Here is a 22,587-nt window from a genome sequence, read left to right on the forward strand (position 1 = left end):
GTGCGGACCACTCCCCCGACCGGATCGGGCACCCGACATGACGACCGAGCAGACCACCTCTCCGTCACGTACCGGCGTCGGCATCGCCGCCAGTGCCCTGGGCCAGAGCGTCCGGGGCGGTCGCCAGATCCTGGCCGACGTCTCGCTGGCCATCGCACCTGGCGAACTGGTCGCGATCATCGGCGCCAGCGGGGCCGGCAAGACCAGTCTGCTGGAACTGCTGGCCGGGGTACGGCGACCGACGGCGGGCGCCGTGACCTACGACGGCACCGCCCCGGCGGGAGCGGTCGGTTTCGTCCCGCAGGACGACATCATCCACCGCGAGCTACCCCTGGCCCGCACCCTGCGCTACGCCGCCCGGCTGCGTCTGGCGCCCGGCACCGGGCCGGCCGAGGCCACCCACCGAGTCGCGGAGGTGCTCGCCGAGTTGCGCCTCACCGACCGGGCCGACACCCCGGTGGGCCTGCTCAGCGGTGGCGAGCGCAAACGCGCCAGCATCGCCGTCGAGCTGCTCACCCGGCCCGGCGTGTTCTTCCTGGACGAACCCACCTCGGGGTTGGACCCGGCGATCGCCGTGGAGTTGCTCCGAGTGCTGCGTACGCTCGCCGACTCCGGGACCACTGTGGTGCTCACCACCCACCAGATCACCGACGTGGACCGCTGCGACCGGGTTGTCGTGCTGACCCGTCAGGGCCGTCTGGCGTTCACCGGCACGCCCGCCGCCGCCCGGGAGTTCTTCGACCTGCCGTCCCTCGTCGAGGTGCACCTGCGGCTCGACGAGGCGGCACATCCGGCCGAGTGGCCCGACCGCTTCGCCGCGCGGCGTGACGCCAGCCCGGCGGCCGGTGCGATCGGCGACGGTGACAGCGCCCTGCCAGCGCCCCGGCGGGTCGGCCGGCTGCGCCAGTGGGCCGTCCTCACCGCGCGCAACGTGGAGATCGTCGTCCGCAGTCGACTGACCCTGGCGATCCTGCTCGGCTCACCGGTGCTGGTGCTCGGCATGTTCGCGCTGCTGTTCCGTCCGGGGGCGTTCGAGCCCACCCGACCGAGCCCGACCGTGACCGTGATGATCCTGTTCTGGATCGCGTTCGGCGGCTTCTTCTTCGGGCTGACCTACGGGCTACTGCAGATCTGCACCGAGCTGCCGATCCTGCGCCGGGAGCGACTGGCGGGTGTCCGGCTGCTGCCGTACCTGCTGGGTAAGGTCGCGGTGCTGCTGCCGCTGCTGGCCCTGGTGGACCTGGCGCTGCTCGGGGTGTTGCGCGGGATCGACCGGCTGCCGCCGGTCGTCGGCACCGACTTCGCGGCCCTGTACGCGACCCTGCTGCTCTCCTCGGCGGCGGCACTCACCCTCGGCCTGCTGTGCTCGGCGGCGGTCTCCGACGCGGCCCAGGCGACGCTGCTGCTGCCGATGCTCTGCTTTCCGCAGGTGCTCTTCGTCGGTGCCATCCTGCCGGTGCCGGCCATGGCGGTCGGCGGTCAGTGGCTCAGTGTCGCGATGTCGAACCGCTGGGCGTTCGAGGGTCTGGGGCACACCGCCGGGGTGGAACGGCTCTGGCGCGACGGCGGCTCCCCGCTCGGCCCGCCGCTGCTGGCCACGTACGGTGACAGCTTCTCCCGGCCGGTCTGGGTGAACTGGCTGGTGCTCGGCGGCTTCACGGTGCTCTTCCTCGTCGCCGCCTGGGCGGTGCTGGCCCGACGGGACTCCCGTCATGCGTCCTGAACTGATCCCGCACGCCTCCCCCGCGGCGCTGCCGGGATACGCCGCCACCGGCCGGATCGACGAGCTGCGCGCCACCGAGTACCGCCACCTGGACACCGCCGGGCAGGTGTACCTCGACTACGCCGGTGCCGGGGTCGTGGCGCGAGCCCAGGTACGCGAGCATCACGACCGGCTGCTGGCCGGCCTGTACGGCAACCCGCACTCGGAGAACCCCGGCAGCGCGGCGGCCGGTTCCCTGGTGGAGTCGGCACGACGCGCGGTTCTCGATTTCTTCCACGCGGACCCGTCCGAGTACGCGGTGGTCTTCACACCGAACGCCAGCGGCGCCTGCCGACTGGTCGGTGAGGCGTACGACTTCGGCCGCACCGCTCCGCTCGTGCTGACCTGGGACAACCACAACTCGGTGAACGGCATCCGCGAGTACGCCCGCGCGGCCGGCGCGGCCGTACGTTACGTACCGCTGAGTGGGCCGGAGCTGCGGGTCGCGGAGTCGGACCTGGCCACGGTGCTGCACGCCGGCCGTGGCGCGCGGCGGGGTCGGGGCCTGTTCGCCTACCCGGCGCAGAGCAACTTCTCCGGCGCGCGGCACCCGCTGGACTGGGTGGAGGTGGCCCACCAGCACGGCTACGACGTGCTGCTCGACGCTGCCGCCTTCGCGCCGACGAATCGGCTGGACCTCCGCGTCGTCCGGCCGGAGTTCGTGTGTCTGAGCTGGTACAAGCTCTTCGGCTACCCGACCGGGATCGGCGCGCTGCTGGCCCGCCGCGACGCGCTGGCCCGACTGCGCCGGCCGTGGTTCGCCGGTGGCACGATCCGCGCGGTCAGCGTGCAGGGTGACTGGCACCGGTCGATGGACGACGAGTCGGCGTTCGAGGACGGCACGCTCAACTTCCTGAGCATCCCGGACGTGGAGTTCGGACTGCGGTGGCTGGACTCGATCGGCGTGGACCTCGTGCACGCCCGGGTCGGTCTGCTCACCGAGTGGCTGCTGGCGCGGCTGACCACGCTGCGGCACGCCAGCGGTCAACCCCTGGTGCAGGTGTACGGGCCGACGACGGGCGCGGGCCGTGGCGGCACGGTGACGTTCAACCTGCGCGACCCGGACGGTGCCCTGGTCGACGAGCGGTTGGTCGCGCGGGAGTCGGCGGAGGCCGGCTTCGCCCTGCGAACCGGCTGCTTCTGCAACCCGGGCGCGGGCGAGGGCGCGTTCGGCATCAGCCGGGACTCGGTGCGGCGGCGGCTGTTGGCGCAGGTCGACACGATCGACCAGTACCTTGCCGCGCTGCGCCTGCCGACGGGCGGCGCCGTCCGTGTCTCGTTCGGGCTGGCGTCCACCGCGACCGACGCGGAACGGTTCGTCGCCTTCGTCCAGTCGACCTACCTGGACCGTGGTGCCGGCGTCGAGGCGTCGCTGCCACCGCGGTTGCGGTGTTGACGCGGACGAGGCGGCGCGGCTAGCTGACCTGGACCACCGGTGCCGGGCGGTGCCTGATCTCCTCCATGAACGGGAACTGGGCGGTGAGTTCGGCGATGGTCAGCCCGGCCTGCCAGGCCGCGGCCACCTTGGCGACCTGCAACAGGTCCATCACGTCGCCGCGCGCCAGCACCTCGCCGGACACCCGCAGATCGATCATGAAGTAGCGGGCCTGCGATCCCAGCTTCACGCAGACCTCACCCTGCCCGGAGTGCAACTCCGCGCAGGTGAAACGGCCGCGCCCCTGCTCGGGGGCGGTGACCTGGCCGAGTTCGAGCCCGTGGCGGGCGGCGGTGTCGATGAGCGCGGGGGCCAGACCACCTCGCTCGACCAGATCCGGGTAGAGGCGCACACCCAGCGCCGTCGACGCGTCGCTCATGACTGACTCCCACTTCCTTGTGACAGAGACCAGCAGCGCGCGGGTTACGAGAAGGTTTCCCGCACGCCTCGCCATCCTGTCCCGGGTGGACACCCCACGGCAATAGGAAGGGTCGATTCGACCGCTATCGAGTAACCCCCGCCCGACGGCCACGGCAACGGCGTGAAGGGCGTTGCGGGTGTATTGGAAACACTCTTGACAGAAAGACACCATATCGACATGCTTCTCTTCTAGAGAGCGCTCTCCGCCCTTCGCCGCGTAGCCTCCACCACTCCCCGCCGAGGAGCCTCCCGTGTTCACAGCCCGCACCCGGTCTCGTCCCCTCGTACTCCTGGCGGTCGCCCTCGTCGCGACCGCCGCGGCGCTCGTCCCGGCCCATCCCGACCGAGCCGAGGCCGCCATCGGCTCGATCAGCTGGCAGGACGAGTTCAACTCCCCGGCCGGCACGCCCGTCGACCAGAACAAGTGGCGCTTCGACATCGGCGGCAGTGGTTGGGGCAACAACGAGCGGCAGTACTACACCAGCAGCACCAGCAACGCCGTCCACGACGGCCAGGGCAACCTGGTCATCACGGCCCGCCGGGACAATCCCGCCAACTACCAGTGCCACTACGGGCGCTGCGAGTACACGTCGGCGCGGCTGCTGTCGGCGGCCACCTTCACCCAGACGTACGGCCGGTTCGAGGCCCGGATCAAGATTCCACGCGGCCAGGGCATCTGGCCGGCGTTCTGGATGCTCGGCACAGGCGGTGGATGGCCCGACGCCGGCGAGATCGACATCATGGAGAACATCGGCCGGGAGCCCAACACCGTGTACGGCACCGTGCACGGGCCCGGCTACTCCGGCGGCGGCGGCATCACCGGCAGCCGCAATATCGGGGCGCCGCTCGCCGACGGCTTCCACACCTACCGGGTGGACTGGGAGCCGAACGTGATCACCTGGTACCTGGACGGGGTCCAGTACCACCGGGTCGACCCCGCGCGGCTCGGCGGCAACCGCTGGGTGTTCGATCACCCCTTCTTCATGATTCTCAACGTGGCGGTGGGCGGCAACTGGCCCGGCTACCCGGACGGCTCCACGCAGTTCCCGCAGCAGATGCTCGTCGACTACGTCCGGGTGTCCAGCTACACCTCCGGCGGCGGCGAGCCGACTCCCGGCACCAGCCGGATCCGGGGCGCGCAGAGCGGGCGGTGCATCGACATCCCCAGCGCCAACCCGGTCGAGGGCGCCAAGCTCCAGATCTGGGACTGCAACACCACCGCGGCCCAGTCCTGGACCTTCGCCTCCGACGGGACGGTCCGCGCGATGGGCAAGTGCATGGACCCCGCCTGGGCCGGCACGGCGAACGGCACCGAGGTCAACCTGGTCAGTTGCAACGGCAACACCGCGCAGCGCTTCACCCTCAACGGCGCCGGCGACCTGGTCAACGTCAACGCCAACAGGTGTGTGGACGTGCGGGAGGCCAATCCCAACAACGGCGGCAAGCCGCACCTGTGGGACTGCATCGGGGCCGCCAACCAGAAGTGGTCCCGCGTCTGAGGACACCGACACGAGCGGGTGGGCCGTCCGACAGCACCTCCGGATGGCCCACCACCGTCCGGTGCTCGGGTTTACCTCGATAGGACAAAGGACCGCGTGACGCCCCGCTATGTTCGGATACGTCCAGAATCCGGCATTTCGGGAGTCAGCTCATGTCGCACCATCTCGACACCCCCCTCGCCGCGCAGGGCGGCCAGCTCTACATCGACGATCTGTACGTCTTCAACGGCGACCGCGCCACGGTGTTCGTCATGGATGTCAACAGCTCGGTGACGAAGGCGGACATCAAGCGCGGCTTCCACGCCGAGGCGCGGTACGAGATCAAGATCCACTTCAACGGCGCGGAGATGGAGGGGCTGACCTACCGGTTCGCCTTCGGCGAGCCCGACGGCAACGGCAGGCAGACCTTCCAGTTGTACGAGCTCGCCGGCGCGGATGCCCGCGACGACGCCGCGATGGGCACTCCCATCGCCGAGGGACACACCGGCGAGGTGTCGACCGGCGGCAACGTCCGGATCTGGGCCGGGCGGATCACCGACCCGTTCTACGTCGACCTCGACGAACTCGCCACCATCAACGGCGCGATCAAGAACGGCGCCCGGGTGGACCGGTCGGCCTGGCGGATGGACCAGGCCAAGAACAGCTTCGCCGGTACGACAGTCGAGTCGATCGTCCTCGAGGTCTCCCACGACGAGCCGCTGTTGCGCGACGGCACCGACATCGGCGTCTGGTGCCGCACGATGCTGGCCACCGACGCCGGCGGGTGGCGACAGATCAACCGCGCCGGCCACCCGATGATGTGGCCCCTGTTCTGGCCGCACGACACCGACTTCTCCGACCCCGCCAACGTCCGGCACCCCAGCAAGGACCTCTCCGAGAACGGCGAGGAGATCGCGAGCGCCGTCGCCGGCGTCGTCAAGGCGAACGGCACCGCCCCCGACCCGCAGGCGTACGGGTGGAGCGTCGCCCGGCAGCTCTACCCCGACCTACTCTCGTACCGGGTCGGCACGGCGGCCAACTATGGCTTCGCGGTCCGCAACGGGCGCGGCATGGCCGACAACGCACCGGAGGTGATGTTCTCCCTGGTGCTCAACACGGGCACCACGTCCGGCCTCACCCCGGAGGTCACCAAGGCCGCCCGCGCCGCCAGCTTCCCGTACGTGGTGCCGGCCTGACCTTCATCTCGCTCGGGCCCATGGTCCCTCGATGGGCGAATGCATCCTATTTATCCGGTATTAGGCTCCTTGCGCACATAGTCTTCTCGGTGCATCCCATGGGGGATTTCAGGATGAAGGAGACTTGATGCGCAGGAAAGTTCTCGCCGCCGGCCTGGCCGGTATCGCCGCAGCCGCCGCCCTCGCGGGGCCAGCCGCCGCGGACACGACCGGCGACACGATCGTGACCCTCACCGTCAACGCCGCCGGCGGCCTCTCGATCACGGTGCCCGCGACGGCGAACATCGGAAACGGCGTGGAGGGCACGACCGTCTCCGGCCAGCTGGGTCCGGTCACCGTCCTGGACCAGCGCGGTTCGCTCACGCCGAACTGGACCGCCACCGTCGTCTCCACGGACTTCGTCACCGGCGGCGGCAGCTCCGGAGAGACGATCCCGTCCATCAACGTCCTGTACTGGTCGGGTAACGCGACCGGAACGGCCGGCACCGGCACCTTCACGCCGGGGCAGCCGACCGCGGCCCAGGCGGTAATCATCAATGTCCCCCGGACGGCGTTCAGCAAGACGGGTGGTACCGGCAACAACTTCGCGAGCTGGAACCCCACGCTGCAGGTGAACATTCCGGACGGAACCGTCGAGGGTGTCTACACCGGGACGGTGACACATTCGGTGGTCTGAGCCGCTCGGCCGGCTGGTGCTGCTGGCCTCGGTCGCTCTCGTAGCGGTCGGGGCGTCGGCGGCACCAGCCGTTGCCGCGCGGGAGCAGCGATACGAGCCGGGGGACGATCCGGCCGCGATCAACCTCCAACTGCTGGACATCCCCGCCAAACGGGCCGAGGACCCGCGCGCCCGGGTCTACATCATCGACCACCTCAAGCCGGGCGCGACGATCAGCCGGCGGGTCGAGGTGCGCAACGATTCCCCGGTGTCACAGAAGATCGAGCTCTACGCCGGGGGCGCGTCGGTCGAGGAGAACGCCTTCACCATTCCCGATGACCGCACGGGCAACGAGCTCAGCGGCTGGATCAAGCTGAAGACGCCCACTGTCGACCTCGCCCCAGGCGAGCGGCAGCCGGTCGCGGTCGACATCGCCGTCCCGAAGAGCGCGTCCAAGGGCGAGCGGTACGCCGCCATCTGGGCGCAGGTGACCAGCGCGACGAAGCCGAACGGCAACGTCGTGCAGGTGCACCGGGTCGGTGTCCGTGTCTACCTCGACATCGGTCCGGGCGGTGAGCCGCCGACGGACTTTCGCATCGACGAGCTGGGCGCAGAGCGCGGGACAGGCGGGTTGCCCGTGGTCACCGCGCTCGTCATCAACACCGGCGAGCGGGCGCTGGACATGACCGGACGCCTGACGTTGAGCAAGGGAGCGGTCCAGGCCGGGCCGTTCAAGGTCACCAACGGCGTGACGATCCTGCCGGGCCAGAACGGCATGGTCCGCATCGAGGTCAACCAGTCCCTGCCAGCGGGCGTCTGGGACGCACAGGTGCTCCTCGCCAGCGGGCTGGTGGAACGGAAGGCGGAGGGACGGATCACCCTGCCCGTCGCGGCACCGATGGCGGTCGCGAAGTCCCCGAGAGCGGTCTGGCTCGCCTACGCGGTCGGCATCGTGGCACTGCTGGTGCTGGTCGCGCTGGTCGGCTGGTATCTCGCCCGTCGACAACGGGCACGAAGCACGCCTGTTCGCCGGTTGGGCTGACGCGGACTGACCTCGTCGGCGCAGCCGAGGAGGTCAGTCCGCGAAGGGGCGGTCAGCCCTCGATGTCGCGGGGGTCGCGGCTGCGGGGGTAGGTGTTCTTCTCCCCGATCGTGCCGTCCTGCTTCTTCACCACGTGTTCGACGCCACGGTCGGCAGCCATCTCCCGGCCCTGGGCCTGCGCGTCAGCCTTCACGTCATGCGTGCTGCTGGCCCGCTCGTTGCCCTCCGCCTTGTTCTTCCACTGCCCGTCCTCGTGGTACGTGTCGACGTCACCCTTGACCATGGCCGGCTCCTCTCCGCGTCTGAACTGTCCCCCCAGTCAGTGCCCCGAGCCGGGCCGGGCAAACCGCGGTCCTCAGGAGACGGCCGGGCAGTTGTTGCTCACCCGCCGGAGGATCTGTTCACGTTCGTCGGTGGTGATGCCCGACGCCGTGCCGTCGAAGTACGTCTCGACCTTGTCCCAGCCGCGCCGCTGCTCGTAGTGCAGGTGCGGCGCGCCGGAGTTGCCGGTGCTGCCGAGCCGCCCGAGCTGGTCACCCTGGGCGACCTTCTGGCCGACAGCGACCAGGGGCGGTTCGAGCATGTGCAGGTACTGCGTCTCCCACTTGCCGCCGTGGTCGATCTTCACCCAGTAGCCGCCACCGCGCCCCCGTGGGCCGTCCGGGTTCTCCGGGGTGCGGTCGCCCAACGACCCGTTGATGCCCGCCACCGTGACCGTGCCGGCGGCGGAGGCGAGCACCGGCCGCCCCCACGCCTCGCCCTCGATCGGAAAGAAGTCCACGTCGTAGTCGTCGTGACCGGGGTAGGTGCTGAGCTGCCACGTCTCGCCACAGGAGACCGGCATCTGGAAGAGCGGGCGCGGGCCGGCCGGTCGCAGCATCGGCACCGCGACCACCGCGATGCCCAGGACGGCCGCCACCGCGACGAGCGCGAGGAGGATGCGAAGGGCGCGACTGCGAGGACGGCGGTGGGAAGGGGCTCTGGGCGGGCGGCCGGTCGTCATCGAGCCGAGCATGGCAGATCCCGGCAACACCTCGGCCCCCGGTCTCCCCGCCGCGTCGGACGCCACGGTCGGCTGCTGGTAGCCCGGCTCGGGGACTCGTCACCGTAACGTCACCGGCAAACATCGATTCGCCCCGCCGGCACGGCGACGGCCGTCCGAGTCGCCTAGGTCCTCGGCAGAGGCGCCGGCTCCAGCGGTAATACCATTCGCGGGTCTGCACTATGTCCACTTTGGCAGTGCGCAGGGATCACGGCCGATAGGCTCGGTACAAGGAGACGCAGCGGATTAGCACGTGATGACGGGAACAACAATGCGCAGGCCCTTTGAACTGACCGTGGCAATCGGAGCGGCATGCCTGGTGGCTTGTCCCACGCCCGCCCGGGCCGACAGCACCGGCGACGTCACGGCCACCGTCGTCGTCGCCGGCGGCGAACTCTCCATCATCGTGCCGGCGAGCACAGATCTCGGGCAGGGGTCGCCCGACGAGGGCATCTCCGGTCAGCTCGGCACGGTCACCGTCGTCGACGATCGCGCACAGCTCGCGGCGACCTGGGTGGCGACCGTGACAGCGACTGACTTCACCACCGGTGGCGGGACGCCGGAAGAGACGATCCCGGCCAGCACGATCGACTACTGGTCCGGACCAGCTACGCAGGACGTCGGCACCGGCGTCCTCGTACCGGGTCAGCCCACCGCGGCCGAGGCGGTGCCACTCGCCACGGAACCCAGGGCGTTCAGCAGGACCACCGGTGACGGACTGAACAGGGCCAGCTGGAACCCGACCTTGATCTTTGAGCTGTCACCGTCCACGGTGGTAGGCGTCTACACCGGAACGGTGACCCACTCGGTCGGCTGATCGGCGCCGTACGACAAGCGCCGGCTCGGCAACCGCCTCTCGGCGGCCGACGCGGCTCGAGGCTCGCTCAATCCAGACTGACCGCGCCGGCCATTCGGTCGGTGCTCTCGGTCGGTCGGGACGCCGAGTGGGCGGGCACGGGCGCAACCCGGCGTCGGCGGTGGCGAAGCAGGACGATCGCGCCCAGGCCGACGATGAGCAGCGCCACCACCGCACCTGCGGACCAGAGCCAGGACATGCCGGAGCGCTCGGCGGCCGGGGCGACGGCGCCGGCCGGGAGCAGATCGGAGTGGGTCGCGCAGACGAGTGGCTTCTTGCCGTCCTTGGCGGTGGCACACGCGACCGTGGCGAGTCGCAGAAGATCCTTTGGCGTCTCACCGACCCGGGCCACAGTGGTGAAGGTGGACTCCTGACCCACAGTGAGGTCGGTGTCCCAGGTGACCGCGCCGTCCCGAGACTTGCCTCCGCGGTCGGCGGAGACGAGGGTCAACCCGGTCGGCAGGCTCTGCGAGACCTTGATGTCCGCCACTTTGGTGGTGCCGAGATTGCGGACGGTGAGCCGGTATGTCAGCTCGTCGCCGGCGGCGACCTCGGTCCGGCCGTCGTCCACCGTGATGCTGAGCAGCGGGCCGGGCGGCGAGGCCGACGCGGACGGCTTCGGCGTCGGGGCCGCCGCCTGCGCCGGGGCGACCGCTGGCCCGGCCAGCACCCAGGCGGCCAGTGCGGTCGCCAGGACAGGGATCCTTCGCATGATGCTCCTCAGGCTGTTACTCGGTAATCGCCACGTACTCCAACGTCGTGGAGTACTCGTCGGCTACGACCGCGGGAATGCTGACCTCGTAGTCGTTGCCGATCGCGTCCCCGCCCGGCGCCGACGGCCCGGGCTGGCGGTGCACCACCACCGGCGTCACGTCGGAGAGTTCGCGGAAGACGCTGGTACCGCTCTCCCGTACCCTCAGGTTCTCGATCGGGATCGTGTACGGATTCTCGGGATTCGCCCCGACCAGTTCGGGCGCCAGCCCGCGCACTGTCACGGCGTATCCGGTGGGGCTGTTGGTGGTGACGGTCATCGTGACCGCCTCGGGCCGACCGACCACCTGCTGAGGCCGGCCGGTCAGGGTGAACCCGGCCGGCAGGCCAGACAACGTGATCGACTGCGCGGCCACGACGACCGTTGCGGTGCATGCTGCGCCGCCCCCACCCGCCGGGCAGGTATTACCGAGGGTGGTGGAGGCCACGGTGTTGACCAGGGTCCCGTCGCCGGAGACCGGCTGGTTGACGGTGACGCTGTAGGTGATCGCGGCGGTGGCGCCAACCGGCAGGTCACCGGTCCAGGTCAGCACCGGGGCGGTGTAGGACAGCACGCCCGTGGTGGTCACGGCGTCACCGACGTAGACGGCGTCGTCGAGGACGTCGACGAGCGAGTCGGTGGCGGTGGCGGTGGCGCCACTGTAGGGCGTCTGCCCACTGTTGGTGATCAGCACCGAGTACCGCACGGTCCCGCCGGCGACGACCGTGCCGGTGTCGGCGGTCTTGGTGATGCTCAGTTCGGGGATCCGGACCGCGACCGTGGTGGTGCAGGCCGACGATCCCGGGCAGTCGGCGCCCACGGTGCTGGAGCTGACGGTGTTCACCAGAGTCCGGTCCCCGCTGTCCGGGAAGTTGACCGTGACCGAGTAGGTGATCACCGCGACCGCCGCGACCGGGAGATCACCGGTCCACGTCAGCACCGGCGTGGCGTACGAGACCACACCGGAACTGGCGGTGGCGTCCGCGTTGTAGACGGCGTCGTCGAGCACACCGGCGAGCGAGTCCGCGACTGTCGCACCGGTGTACGGCGACTGCCCGGTGTTGGTGACCGTGATCGTGTACGTGACCGTGCCGCCGGCGGTGACCGTGGCGGTGTCCGTGGCCTTGGTGATGCCCAGCCCCGGGATCAGGATGGCGACCTGGGTGCTGCACCTCGGGTCGGTGCTGCCGACCGCGCAGTTGTTGGCCTGCGCCCCGGAGGTGACCGTGTTGACGAGGGTGCGCCCGGCGACCTGGCTGTCGCTGACCGTCAGGGTGTAGGTGATCGTCACGGCGGTGCCGACGGGCAGGTCACCGCGCCAGGTCAGCACCGGCGCCGTGTAGGAGACCACCCCGGAACTGGCGGTGGCGTCGGCGTTGTAGACCGCGTCACCGAGCAGGCCGGCGAGCGAGTCGGTGATCGTCGTGTCGACGTACCCCGTCTCCCCGGTGTTCGTGGCGGTGATGGTGTACGTGACGGTGCCACCCGGCGTGATGGTGGGGTTGTCGGCGGTCTTGTCGATGGCGAGGCCGGGAAGCAGCACGGCGACACTGACTGTGCAGGCGGGACCGGGCGCCGCGGGCGGGCAGTTGCTGCCGGGCGCGTTGCTGGTGACGGTGTTGGCCATGACCCGGTTGCCGGTGTCCGGGTTGTTGACCGTGACCGTGCCGGTGATGACGACTTCCCCGCCGATCGGGATGTCGCCGGTCCAGGTGACGACCGTGCCGACCACGGTCAACGTGCCGGAGCTGGCGACCTGGTCCCCATTGGGCCGGGAGTCGTCAAAGCGGTTCGCGAGGTTGGTCGTCCCCTGGATGCCGACGTACGGGGTGGGACCGGTGTTGGTCAGGGTGACAGTGAACCGGACGACGCTGCCGGGCGTGGTGGTGGCCACGTCGGCGACGTTGGTGATGGTGAGCGCCGGGATGAGCACGGTGACGGTGACGGTGCAGCCCGGGTCGGTTCCCCCGGCCGGGCAGTTGCTGCCCGGCGTGGTGGAGGTGACGGCGTTGGTCATGCTCCGGTCACCGTCGGAGGGGTTGTGCACCGCTACCGAGTAGGTGATCACGGCGCTGCCGCCGACCGCGAGGTCACCGGTCCAGGTCAGGGTCGGCGCGGCGTACGACACCACGCCGCCGGTGGCGACCGCGTCGTTGTTGAAGGTCGCGTCGTCGAGCACGGCGGCGAGGCTGTCGCTCAGGGTGGCCCCGGTGTAGTCGGTCTGGCCGCTGTTGGTGACGGTGATGGTGTAGCCCACCGTGCCGCCCGGGGTGGTGGTGCCGACGTTGGCGTGCTTGCTGATGCTCAGGGCCGGCAGCAGCACCTGGACGGTCGCCGTGCAGGCCGGATCCGAGCCTCCGGGCGGGCAGTTGTTGCCCGCGGCGGTGGAGCTGACCGTGTTGACCAGGACGCGGCCGCCGGTCTGCGGATCGTCGGCGGTGATGGTGTAGGTGATCGTGACCGATCCGTCGATCGCGAGGTCACCGGTCCAGCTGAGGGTCGACGCGGCGTAGGTGACGACACCCGAGCTGGCGACGGCGTCGCCGTTGTAGGTGGCGTCGTTGAGCAGGATGGCCAGGTCGTCGGTGACGGTGGCACCGGTGTACGGGGTCTCGCCGGTGTTGGTGACGGTGATCGTGTAGCCGACGATGCCACCGGGGACGGTGCTGGCCCGGTCCGCGGTCTTCGAAACGGTCAGCGCCGGGATGAGGATCGTGGTCGTCGCCGTACACAACGGGTCGGTGCCGCCGGGCGGGCAGTTGTTACCGGGTACGGCGGAGCTGACGACCGAGGTCATGATCTGGTTGCCCAGGTCCGGGTTGTTCACCGTGAAGGAGCCGGTGACGGTGAGCACCGCACCGACCGCCAGGTCACCGGTCCACCGGATCGATGCCGTACCCGGCACCAGGACCAGAGTGCCGGTCGAGGCCGCCGCGTCGCCGGTATAGGTGGCGTCGTCGACCGAGCCGGCGAAGTCGGCCACGATCTCGATCGCGGTCAACGGGGTGGTCCCGGTGTTGGTCGCCGTGGTGGTGAATCGGACCGTGCCGCCGGGCACCGCGCTCGACGGGGCCACGCTGTTGACGATGCTGAGCACCGAAACCGTCACGGTGGCCGTACACGCCGGGTTGGTGCTGTCGACGACGCAGCTACTACCGGCCGCCGCGGAGCTGACCCGGCTGGTCAGGAGACGATCGCCGCCGTCCGGACTGGCTACCGACACGGAGTAGGTGACCGTGGCCGTCGCCCCCGGGGCGAGGGTGCCGGACCACTGTAGGTTCGGGCTGGTGAAGGTGACCGTGCCGGTGCTCGCGACGGCGTCGCCGTTGTAGGTCGCGTCGTCCAGCAGCCCGGCCAACGAGTTGGTCACCGTGACGCCCGTCTGCGCGGTCTGCCCGGTGTTGACGATGGCGATGGTGTAGCCCACCTGCGCGCCGGGCGCCGTGCTGGCCGTGCCGGCGGTGATGGTGATGCCCAGACCCGGGGTGAGTACAGGCACCAACACCGAGCAGTCCGGGTTGGAGCTGGCCGGCGGGCAGGTGCTGCCAGCCTCGGTCGAGGAGACGGCGTTCACCATCGTCTTGTCGCCCGGGTCGGGGCTGAACACCGTCATGGTGTACGTGATGACGGCGCTCTGCCCCGCCGCGAGGTTTCCGGTCCAGGTGAGCGTCGGCGCCGCGTACGACAGAACGCCCGCGGTGGCGGTGGCGTCGTTGCCGAAGCTCGCGTCGTCCAGCGCGCCGGTGAGGTCGTCGGTGACCACCGCGCCCACGTACGGTGCGGTGCCGGTGTTGTTGACGGTGATGGTGTAGCCGACCGTGCTGCCGGGTGTGGTGACGGGTGTGTTGGCGACCTTGACGATGCTCAGCGCCGGCAGCAGCACGTCGACCCGGACGGTGCAGCGCGGATCGGTGCCGTCGACCGGGCAATTGTTGCCCTGGATCGCCGAGGTGGCCGTACTTGTGATGATCTTGTCGCCCGGGTCCGGATTGCGGACGCGGAAGGTGCTGGCGATGGTCACCACACCGCCCACCGGCAGGTCACCGGTCCACGCGAGACCGTCCGGGCCGACCACGAGGCCGCCCGAGGTAACCGTGTCGCCGATCGGCACGGCGTCGTCGAGCAGGTTGGCGCCGCCCAGGTTGACGACCGCGCCGAAGTAGGCGGTGCCGCCGTCGTTGGTGATGGTGGTGGTGAGGACGACCGTGCCGCCGGGCAGCACGGTGGCCATGTCGGCGGTGTTCAGGATGGTCACCTGCGACACGGTGACCCGCGTGGTGCACCTCGGGTCGACGCTGCCGGCGGCACAGTTACCGCCGTCGGAGTCGGAGACCAGGGTGTTGACCATCAGGTTGTCACCGGTGACCGGCTGCACCGTCACGCTGTAGGTGATGGTCACCGACCCGGCCGCCGGCACGTCACCGGTCCAGGAGAGCACCGGGGCGGTGTAGGCGATGGTGCCGACCCCGCCGGCCGAGGCGTCGTTGTTGTAGACGGCGTTGCCGAGCACGTCGGCCAGCGAGTCGTCGAAGGCCGCGCCGAGGTACGGGGTGAGCCCGGAGTTGGAAACCACCACCGTGTACGTGACCACCGACCCGACGGTGGCCGAGGCCACGCTCGCGGTCTTGGCGAACGTCAGTTGAGACTGGTCGACGATCGCGACGGTGACCGTGCACTGGGGGTCGGCGCCGCCCACCGGGCAGTTGGCACCAGCCGCAGCGGAGGTGACGACGTTGGTGAGCACGTCGTCACCGGTGGCAGGATTGTCGACGGTCGCGCTGTAGGTGATCGTCACGGTGGCGCCGACGGCCAGGTCGCCGGTCCAGGTGAGCACCGGCTCGGCGTAGGAGACCGTGCCGGCCGTGGCGCTGGCGTCCGCGTTGTAGGCGGCGTCGTCAAGGATCCCGGTCAGGTCGTCGGCGACGCTCGCGGCGCTGTAGTCGACCTGACCCGAGTTGGTGATGGTCAACGTGTAGGGCACCGCAGTGCCCGGCAGCGCGGTCGTGGCAGTCGTCGACTTGGCGACGGTCAGCGCCGGGGTGAGGACGAGCACGGTCGAGCTGCACCCGGGCGCCTGGGCGGTCGCGGTACAGGAACTGCCGACGGCGGTGGACTGCAGGGTGTTGACCATGATCTTGTTGCCCGGGTCGGGCGAGCGCACCACCACCGAGTAGGTGATCGTGACGACCGCGCCGACCGCCAGGTCACCGCTCCAGGTGAGGGTGGTGCCGGCGAAGGTCAGGGTTCCGGCGCTGGTCACCGCATCGCCGTTGTACGTCGCGTCGGTCAGGACCGACGCCAGCGAGTTGGCCACACTGATCGCGCTGTACGGCGAGGTCCCCGAGTTGGTGATCGTCACGGTGTAACCGACGGTCTGCCCCGGTACGGCGGTCGTCGTGTCCGCGACGACGTCCAGCGCGAGGCCCGGCACCAGCACGGCCACGCTGAAGACGCAGCGCGGATCCGTACTCGCGGGTGGACAGTTGTTGCCAGCGGCCGAGGAGAACGCGCGGCCGCTGATCTGTCGGTCGCCGGTGTCCGGGTCGAGCACGGTCGCGGTGCCGGTCAGCGTGATGGTCTGCCCCACCGCGATGTCACCGGTCCAGACCGCACCGCCACCGCCTGCGGTCAACGTCCCCGAGGAGGCGGTCTGGTCACCGGTGGGCAGCACGTCGTCGATGAAGCCGCCGAAGTCGAGATTCACCCTGGTGTTCAGGTAGGGGACCTGGCCGGTGTTCGTGAAGGTCGCGCCGACCCGGATCACCCCACCCGGCGTGACGGTGGCCGGTTCGGCGTCCAACGCGATCACCAGCCGGGCCACCGGCACGGTGACTGTGCAGCGGGCGTCGCTGCCGCCCACGGTCGGGCAGTTGCTGCCCGCCGCTGTCGAGCTGACCCGGTTGCTGAGGATCAGGTCACCGGCGACCGGATCGTGCACCGTCACCGAGTAGGTGATCGTCACTGACCCGCCGACGGCCAGGGGCCCGGTCCAGATCAGGTTGGGGCTGACGAAGCCGACCGTGCCGGCGGAGGCCACCGCGTTGTTGTTGTAGGCCGCGTCGTCCAGCACGCCGGCCAGCGCGTCGGTGACGGTCAGCGTCGGGTACGCCGTCTGCCCGGTGTTGCTGATGGTGACGGTGTAGCCGACAGTCGCGCCCGGCGTGGTGGTCGGCACGCCGGAGGTCTTGGTGATGGTCAGTGCCGGCACCAGCACCTGCACGGTGGCGGTGCACCGCGCGTCGCTGCTGCCCGTCGCGCAGTTGCTGCCCGGGGTGGTGGAGACCACCGTGTTGACCATCGACTTGTCGCCCGGGTCCGGGTCGAGGATCGTCATCGAGTACGTGATGGTCGCGGCGGCGCCGATGCCCAGTGCGCCCACCCAGCTCAGGTTGGGCGAGGCGTAGCTGACCGTGCCGGACGAGGCGGTCGCGTCACCGTTGTAGGTGGCGTCGTTGAGCGGGTTGGCCAGCGAGTCGGTGAATGCTGCCGCCGCGTACGTCGTCTCGCCGGTGTTCGTCACGGTGATGGTGTAGGTGACCACGCCACCGGGGACGGTGGTGGCGCTGTTGGCGGTCTTGACGATGGTCAGCCCGGGCCGCAACACCGTGACAGTGGCCGTGCAGGCCGCGGCGGGCGTGCCGGCCGGGCAGTTGTTGCCGGCCGCCGTCGAGCTGAGGGTCGAGGTCAGCACCCGGTTTCCGGCGTCGGGGTTCTGCACGGTCACGGAGAAGCGAACGGTGGCAGTCGCTCCCACCGCGAGCGCGCCGGTCCAGGTCAGCACCGCCCCGGACACGTCGACGGTCCCGCTGTCGGCCGTGGCGTCCGAGTTGTAGACGGCATCGTCGAGCACGCCGGCCAGCGGGTTCGTGACACTTGTCGTCGCCGGGTACGCCGTCTCCCCGGTGTTGGCGATGGTGATGGTGTAGCCGACGGTGTCGCCGGGGATGGCGGTGGGCGCGCTCGGGGTGTTGGTAAGGGTCAGCCCGGGCAGCAGCACGGCGACCGTCGCCGAGCAGCGGGTGTCGACGCTGCCGGTGGCGCAGTTGGCGCCCGGTGTCGGGGAGACCAACCGGTTGGTCATCGACCGGTCACCGGTGGCGGGATTGCCGACGGTCACCGAGTACGTGATCGTGGCGGATGCGCCGACGGCGAGGTCACCGCTCCAGGAGATGGTCGGGCTGGTGTAGGTGACGGTCCCCGAGGTGGTGGCGGCGTCACCGTTGTAGGCGGCATCGTCGAGCACCCCGGCCAGCGAGTCGGTGAAGCTCGCCCCCAGGTAGGCGGACTGGCCGGTGTTGGTCACCACGATCTCGTAGGCCACCACCGCGCCGGGCGTCGCGCTCGGCACGCTCGCCGTCTTGAGCAGCGTCAACCCGGGGATGAGGATGGTGACCGACGCCGTGCACCGCGGGTCGATGCTGCCGGGGGCGCAGTTGTTGCCGACCGCCGAGGACGAGACCACGCTGGTCAGCACCGGGTCGCCGGTGGTCGCCGGGCTGACCGTCACGCTGAACGTCACGGTCACCGTCGCGCCGACCGCTAGGTCACCGGTCCAGGTCAGGATCGGGCTGGTGTACGACAGCGCCCCGGCGGTGGTGGTCGCGTCGTTGTTGTACGTGGCCCGGCCGAGCACCCCGGCCAGTGAGGTGGCGACACTGATCCCCGTGTACGCGGTCTGCCCACTGTTGGTGATGGTGACCGTGTAGCCGACGGTGGAGTTGGGTGTCGTGTTCGCGGTGCTCGCGGTGTTGGTCAGGACCAGGCCGGGCACCAGCACGGTGACGGTCGCGGTGCAACGGGAGTCGTTGGCGGCGGCCGGGCAGTTGCTGCCGAGGCTGCCGGAACTGACCGTGTTGGTCATGACCTTGTCGCCGGGGTCCGGAGCGCGAACGGTCATCGTGTAGGTGATGGTGGCGCTGGCGCCGACGGCCAGGGCGCCGGTCCAGGTCAGGTTCGGCGAGCTGAAGGAGACCGCACCGGTCGTCGCCGCCGCGTCGTTGTTGTAGACCGCGTCGTCGAGTGCCGCGCCCATCGCGTCGGTGAGGCTGGCGGCCGGGTAGGCGGCCTGCCCGGTGTTGGTGACCGCGATGGTGTAACTGACCACGTCGCCGGGCGTCGCGGTGGTCCTGTTCGCCGTCTTGACGATGGTGAGCGCGGAGACCGGAACGTTGACCGTGCACCGGGCGTCGAGACTGCCGGTGCTGCAGTTGGTGCCGAGCGTGGGCGAGGTGACCGTGTTGGTCAACATCAGGTTGCCGGTCGGCGGGCTGGCCACGGTGACCGAGTAGCTGATGGTCACGGCCGCGCCCGCGGCCAGGTTGCCGGTCCAGCTCAGGGTTGGGCTGACGAACGACACGGTGCCCGAGGTGGCGGTCGCGTCGGCGTTGTAGACCGCGTCGTCGAGCACCCCGCCGAGCGGGTCGGTGATGGTGACGCCGCTGAGCGCGACCGCGGCGGTGTTGGTCACGCTGATCGTGTAGTTCACCGTCCCGCCGGCCGCCACGGTGTTCACGTTCGAGGTCTTCGTCACGACCAGCGGCCCGGTGGTGATCACCAGGGTGACCGGTGCGGTCGCCTGCTGACCGGCGGCGTCGACGACCCGCACCGTGAAGCTGGAACTACCCTCGGTGGTGGGGGTACCGGAGAGCAGACCGGTGCTGGGGTTCAGGCTCAGACCCGGCGGCAGCGTGCCCGCGCTGACCGACCACACGAACGGCGCGGTTCCGCCGTTCACCGTGAGCTGGGTGCTGTACGGGACGCCGACCTGGCCGGGCGGTGGCGGCGGGAACGTCAGCGTCGGTGAGGCGGTGATGCCGAGGGCGACCGTCCTGGTGGCGGCCTGGCCGAAGGAGTCGACCACCCGGACGGTGAACGAGAAGTTGCCGCCGAGGGTGGGGGTGCCGGAGAGCAGACCGGTACTCGGGTTCAGGGTCACCCCGGGCGGCAGGCTGCCCGCGCTCACCGACCAGACGAACGGGCCGGTGCCCCCGTTCACCGTGAGCTGGGTGCTGTAGGCGATGCCGACCTGCCCCTGCGGCGGCGGCGGGAAGGTCAGCGTGGGCAGCGGCGCGATGACGATGCTCAGCGCCTGGGTGGCTGCCTGGCTGCTGGCGTCGAGCACCCGGACGGTGAAGTCGAAGGTCCCGGCGGTGGTGGGGGTGCCGGAGAGCAGACCGGTGCTCGCGTTGATGGTCACCCCGGGCGGCAGGCTGCCCGCACTGATCGACCAGGCGAACGGTGCCGTACCGCCGTTAACGGTGAGCTGGTTGCTGTAGGGGACGCTGACCTCGCCGGCGGGCGGCGCGGGGTTGGTGAGGCTGGGCGACTGGTTCGGGATGACCGGCGCGGACTGCGCCGACGGTGGTCCAGCGCCGCCCGCGTTGCGGGCCGTCACCGTGAAGGTGTAGGCGGTGCCCGGCGTCAACCCGGTCACCGTCTGGGTGGTTGCCGCGCTGGCGAAGGTCTGCGGGGTCTGCGCCACCCCGCCGATGTACGGGGTGATGACGTAGGAGGTGATCGGGCTGCCGCCGGTGCTGGGTGCGGTCCAGGTCAGCCGGGCCGACGAGTCGCCAGCGCTGGCTGCCGTGATGGTGGGTGCCCCGGGCACCGCGTAAGGCACCACCGCGTTGGACGCCGGACTCGTCGCGCTGGTGCCGATCGAGTTGATCGCCGCGACGGTGAACGTGTAGGTCGCTCCGAGGGTCAGCCCGGAGATGACCCGGCTGGTGGTGGACGTGTCGTAGGTGATCGGGGTCTGCGCCACCCCGTTGCGGATCGGGGTGACGACGTAGCTGGTGATCGGGCTGCCGTTGCTCGCCGGTGCCGTCCAGTTCACCGTGGCGCTGGCCAGGCCGGCGGTCGCGGTGGGCGCGGCCGGGGTGGCCGGTACGTCGGTGTAGACGTAGCTGGCGGCGGCGGCGACGCCCCGGGTGACCACTGTGACGTTCACCGTGGCGGCGCTGCTGCGCGCGGGCATGGACGAGATGCTCAGCGTCCCGTCACCGTTGACCGTGAAGCAACCCGCCGCCGGGCCGGACGGGCAGGGCAGGAGGACGACCGGCGTACCGGCCTGCTGCTGCGCCGTGGTGCCGATTTCGATGGCGGTCGCCCCGGCGATGTTCGTCCCGCCGACCGTCACCGCGACGCCACCGGCAATCGTGCTCGTCGCGGGTGAGACGGTGATTCCGCTCGGTGTCGTCGGCGGCGTACCCACGACCGTGGTGGTGGAGATTCCGGGATTGCCGTCGATGGACGAGGCGGTGACCGTCGACTGGGTTTGGATGATCGACGGTGTGACGGCGGACCCGGTGACGATGCCGACCACCGAGATCGGTGGCAGCGAGGTCCCGTTGGCGAAGGGTCCGTTGCTGTTGGTGCAGGTGACGGTCTGCCCCGTTGGCGCCGCGCAGACCCAACCGCTTCCGAACGCGCCGACCGGCACGACACCCGTCGGCGTGGTCGCGGTCATCGAGACCGGGGCGGTTTCGTTGGCGCCGACGGCGACCGAGGGAACCACCGTGTAGTTGACCGGATCACCGGGTTGGGGGTTCGGGCCGGTGTAGCTCGTCTGCGTGACGTTCAGGTCGGGCACCGGGTTGAAGGTCACCACCTTGGTGTTGTCGACCTCGTGGTTGTCCACCACCGAGCCGGTGGACGCCACCCAGCCGAAGGCGAGCTGACGCGGGATGCCGTTGCTGTTCAGCCAGCTCGGTGAGGGGTAGAGGCCGGCGGCGACCGCGGGCAGCGCCCCCTCCAGCACCCGCGAGACGCTCGCGCCGACCGGCCGGAAGACCACCATGTAACGTCCGGCCGCCACCACCAGACCGGAGTCGGTGGTGAACGAGGAGGTGGTCGGGTTGATGACCACCTCGACCGGTACGACCGAGCCGGCGCGGTTGTTGGCCCGCAGTGGGACCACTGGCGACGATCCGTTGGTGGCGGTGCTGTTCAGGCCGCAGTAGCCGACCGTGCCCCGGCCGGGCCCCCGGACGAGCACCTGACCCGGAATCCTGGACGCGGTGACGAAGGCTGGGTCGGTACAGCCGCTCCCCTGGTAGGTGGTGGTGCTGTAGTTGCCGAAGACGTCGAACCCGATGCCCAGGTAGCCGTTGGCCAGACCAGGCAGTGTCCGCGTACCCGTGTAACCCAGCCCTCCCCCGGACTGGCCGATGGTGGCCGGCGCGGCCGGGTTGGCGGGGTCGACCGCCGCGAGGACGAGGGTCATCCCGTCCGCACCGCCGGTGTTGCCGTACTGGTAGAGGTTGAAGGTCATGTCCAGCCCGGACGCGGTGGGCACGCTGGTCGCCCCGAAGAGCCCACCGGTCCGGTTGAGGGTGGCGTCGGTGAGTCGCAGCTTGCCGCTGCCGGGCGCGTCGGTCTGCGTCGCACAACTGTGCAGGGCTCCGGTGCTGACGTTGCCGGAGGCGCTCAGGCAGGCGAAGTTCGGGGTGGTGGACGCTGCGGGTAGGGCCGGCAGGACGATCGGACCGAGTCCGTCCGGGGTGTTGTTGTGGAAGGGCTGGTTGAACAGGACGGTGCCGGCTGCCTCGGCGACGACCGGGTTGAGCACGGCGACCAGAGTGGCCAGCAGGGTGCCCACCACGCCAACTGCGGTTCGGCGTCGGACCTCACGGCGACCGAACAGTCGCGAGGACCGGGTGCGGGTGTTCAACGGGCCACGTCCGTGCTGTCGACGATTGCGACAGTCAACGAGGGGCGCACGCCGTTCGTCGCGGCACCGCTCCGACCCCGTCTCGCCGTAAAGCCATTCACCATCGTCACGGACATGCGTCAACCCCCCATAAGACGCACTAAGGCTATGTCAGCCGATGAGCCGCTTTCGGGCGTAATCGGGAAATATAGGACGAATCGGCACACGGACCGGACCTGAGCGTGATTTCGTGAATCGTGAAAGACGCTCGGCGGATGGCGATCGGCCCGCCGGCCAGAC

At 70.2% G+C, this 22,587-nt stretch carries 12 protein-coding genes; 7 read left to right on the plus strand and 5 right to left on the minus strand.

The window, feature by feature from the left end; translation table 11 throughout:
• The first annotated feature begins 37 nt into the window (after positions 1-37).
• On the plus strand, positions 38-1,723 hold the full coding sequence (locus AB0A90_RS13190) for an ATP-binding cassette domain-containing protein (protein WP_357246052.1): 1,686 nt from the start codon (positions 38-40) through the stop codon (positions 1,721-1,723).
• Positions 1,713-3,158 (plus strand): aminotransferase class V-fold PLP-dependent enzyme, encoded by a 1,446-nt coding sequence (locus tag AB0A90_RS13195; protein ID WP_357246054.1) that lies wholly within the window; start codon positions 1,713-1,715, stop codon positions 3,156-3,158. The genes AB0A90_RS13190 and AB0A90_RS13195 overlap by 11 nt, the downstream gene beginning before the upstream one ends.
• 19 nt (positions 3,159-3,177) lie before the next feature.
• Here the strand turns inward: AB0A90_RS13195 and AB0A90_RS13200 are convergent, their stop codons facing one another.
• Positions 3,178-3,576: a hypothetical protein gene (locus AB0A90_RS13200; RefSeq protein ID WP_357246057.1), complete on the minus strand. Its 399-nt coding sequence runs from the start codon at positions 3,574-3,576 to the stop codon at positions 3,178-3,180.
• Positions 3,577-3,868: 292 nt separating this feature from the next.
• On the opposite strand from AB0A90_RS13200, the gene AB0A90_RS13205 reads away from it, so the two are divergent.
• From AB0A90_RS13205 to AB0A90_RS13220, 4 genes are all read left to right on the plus strand, one after another.
• On the plus strand, positions 3,869-5,116 hold the full coding sequence (locus AB0A90_RS13205) for a family 16 glycosylhydrolase (RefSeq protein ID WP_357246060.1): 1,248 nt from the start codon (positions 3,869-3,871) through the stop codon (positions 5,114-5,116).
• Between the two features lie 152 nt (positions 5,117-5,268).
• Complete coding sequence (locus AB0A90_RS13210; protein WP_357246063.1) at positions 5,269-6,291, plus strand: DUF4331 family protein; 1,023 nt, start codon at positions 5,269-5,271, stop codon at positions 6,289-6,291.
• A gap of 127 nt (positions 6,292-6,418) precedes the next feature.
• Positions 6,419-6,967, plus strand: coding sequence for a hypothetical protein (locus tag AB0A90_RS13215; RefSeq protein ID WP_357246065.1), 549 nt, complete (start codon positions 6,419-6,421; stop codon positions 6,965-6,967).
• 16 nt (positions 6,968-6,983) lie between these two features.
• Complete coding sequence (locus AB0A90_RS13220) at positions 6,984-7,988, plus strand: hypothetical protein (protein WP_357246068.1); 1,005 nt, start codon at positions 6,984-6,986, stop codon at positions 7,986-7,988.
• A 52-nt stretch (positions 7,989-8,040) separates the two neighbouring features.
• Here the strand turns inward: AB0A90_RS13220 and AB0A90_RS13225 are convergent, their stop codons facing one another.
• Together AB0A90_RS13225 and AB0A90_RS13230 are read right to left on the minus strand one after the other, a co-directional pair.
• Entirely contained in the window at positions 8,041-8,271 is a 231-nt protein-coding gene (locus AB0A90_RS13225) for a DUF2188 domain-containing protein (protein ID WP_184183641.1), read from the minus strand.
• A gap of 72 nt (positions 8,272-8,343) precedes the next feature.
• Positions 8,344-8,991 carry a M23 family metallopeptidase gene (locus tag AB0A90_RS13230; RefSeq protein ID WP_357246071.1) on the minus strand — a complete coding sequence of 216 codons (648 nt, stop codon included), beginning with the start codon at positions 8,989-8,991 and terminating at the stop codon, positions 8,344-8,346.
• 358 nt (positions 8,992-9,349) lie between these two features.
• On the opposite strand from AB0A90_RS13230, the gene AB0A90_RS13235 reads away from it, so the two are divergent.
• Positions 9,350-9,847 carry a hypothetical protein gene (locus AB0A90_RS13235; RefSeq protein ID WP_357246074.1) on the plus strand — a complete coding sequence of 166 codons (498 nt, stop codon included), beginning with the start codon at positions 9,350-9,352 and terminating at the stop codon, positions 9,845-9,847.
• Positions 9,848-9,914: 67 nt separating this feature from the next.
• On the opposite strand, the gene AB0A90_RS13240 is transcribed toward AB0A90_RS13235, so the two are convergent.
• Together AB0A90_RS13240 and AB0A90_RS13245 are read right to left on the minus strand one after the other, a co-directional pair.
• Complete coding sequence (locus tag AB0A90_RS13240; protein ID WP_357246077.1) at positions 9,915-10,598, minus strand: hypothetical protein; 684 nt, start codon at positions 10,596-10,598, stop codon at positions 9,915-9,917.
• Positions 10,599-10,614: 16 nt separating this feature from the next.
• Entirely contained in the window at positions 10,615-22,239 is an 11,625-nt protein-coding gene (locus AB0A90_RS13245; protein ID WP_357246080.1) for a putative Ig domain-containing protein, read from the minus strand.
• Between the last annotated feature and the right edge of the window lie 348 nt (positions 22,240-22,587).

It is taken from the genome of Micromonospora sp. NPDC049204, assembly GCF_040647935.1.
In the GTDB taxonomy this organism is placed as follows: domain Bacteria; phylum Actinomycetota; class Actinomycetes; order Mycobacteriales; family Micromonosporaceae; genus Micromonospora.